At 36.0% G+C, this 1716-nt stretch carries 2 protein-coding genes; both read right to left on the bottom strand.

The genetic code is table 11. The annotated features are described in order from the left end of the window. Nucleotides 1-77: 77 nt before the first annotated feature. Nucleotides 78-971 (bottom strand): IS3 family transposase, encoded by an 894-nt coding sequence (locus LJE12_RS19465; RefSeq protein WP_173704929.1) that lies wholly within the window; start codon nucleotides 969-971, stop codon nucleotides 78-80. Beyond that, nucleotides 971-1657, bottom strand: a complete 687-nt coding sequence (locus LJE12_RS19460; protein ID WP_055058267.1) for a helix-turn-helix domain-containing protein — start codon at nucleotides 1655-1657, stop codon at nucleotides 971-973. The genes LJE12_RS19465 and LJE12_RS19460 overlap by 1 nt, the downstream gene beginning before the upstream one ends. Between the last annotated feature and the right edge of the window lie 59 nt (nucleotides 1658-1716).

Here is a 1716-nt window from a genome sequence, read left to right as displayed (position 1 = left end):
TGGTATGCTCCCCGTCAAGAGGACAATAAAAAATAATAAATTTTTGTATCGTCAGCCATGCTATGGCTGGCGATATTTTATGCTGCTTTTGTATATTGCTCATGATATTTCATTGGTGTCATTACATGCAGTTTCCTTTGAAGTCGTTGGTTGTTGTAGTAATCTATGTAATTAGCTATCGCAGTAATCAAAGAGCTTCTGTCATTAAAACGCTGTTTATAATACATTTCTCGTTTTAGAATTCCCCAAAACCCTTCCATTGGTCCATTGTCAATACAGTGGGCAACTCTAGACATACTCTGCTTCATATGATGTTTTTTTAATCTAGTATAAAACTGTGCGCTTGTATATTGAAAGCCTCGATCAGAATGAACTAATGGGTGTGCATCTGGCTCCTGACGAACAGCCTCATCAAACGTGTCCATAACTAATGGATTATCATTATGATCGCTGATTTTAAAGGAAACAATCCTTCTATCATATAAATCTAAAATAGCACTCAGATAAACTTTATGAACTTCTATTCCGTTGTAGTATTTAAATTCAGAAACATCTGTAAGCCACTTTTCATTCGGTTTTTCGGCGTGAAATTCACGGTGTAAATAGTTTTTTGCTATGTGATCAGGATTTCTGTCTCCTCTGGTACAACTCTTAGGTTTCCATTTAATATTTGATTTTATATCGTATTTCCTACAAATACGAAGTACTCGTTTATCATTCACATGAATTCCTTTATGTCCATCTAATTCATCACGAATCCTTCGGTATCCCATATCTGGATGCTGGTTATGAATCCTTTGGATTTCAGTGGATAGTCTTTCGTTTCGAAGTTCATTATTACTTTTCGGATATTTTACCCAGCGGTAATACGCAGAACGTGTAACATTAAGATATTTACAAAGTCTATCTATGGGATAATGCTTAGTAGACGATAGTTTTTGGATGGCTTCATATTCGGCTAACCGATGGATTAAAGATAGCGCCCCCTCCTTTCCAGTTCTCTGACTTTTTTTAACAGATCATTCTCCATTTGTAAGTCTAGATTTCTTCTTTCTAGTTCAGCTATCTTGTCACGTAGCTCTTCTTCAGGTGTTCTGCTTGGAAGAGAAGCTATACGACGTCCACGTCTGTCTTCCAGACCCGCTTGACCCATCTTTTCGTATCGTATTACCCAATTGCGAACTTGTTGATAGGAACAATCATATTTGAGTGCCATTGCACCATAATTCTTATCATTTGCAAGACAATCTGTTACTATTTTTAATCTCTCATCAAGTGTAGTGTTCTTTGCTTTTTTCATGTAAGCACCTCCAGTGGATGTTTTTAATATTCCACCAGAATTATACACCTTAATCCAATCGGAAAGCTGTCTGTGTGAACGAATTCCGTATTTTGTGCAAATATCCTGAAGAGATCCTTCTCCGTTAAGATAATCATTTATAGCAGATATTTTTAAATCTTTTGAATAAGATTTGTTTTTCGGTTGATTGAGTAATCCAGTTGGTCCATCATACTGATAAATAGAAATCCAATTTCGAATACTATGATGATCAACTCCCAATTCTTTTCCTGCTTGCCGTATGCCAATTTCTCCTGCAAGGTAGCGTTCGACTATTTTTACTTTTTCTACTGGTTCTATCTTACTCTTTCTGAACATGAAAATACCCCCATATAGGACTTTTATATTTCATTGTCCTATATGAGGGTAGCATATCA

Source organism: Blautia sp. DFI.6.71 (genome assembly GCF_020593585.1).
Lineage (GTDB): Bacteria > Bacillota > Clostridia > Lachnospirales > Lachnospiraceae > Blautia_A > Blautia_A wexlerae.
This window is presented reverse-complemented; position numbering and strand designations above follow the sequence as displayed.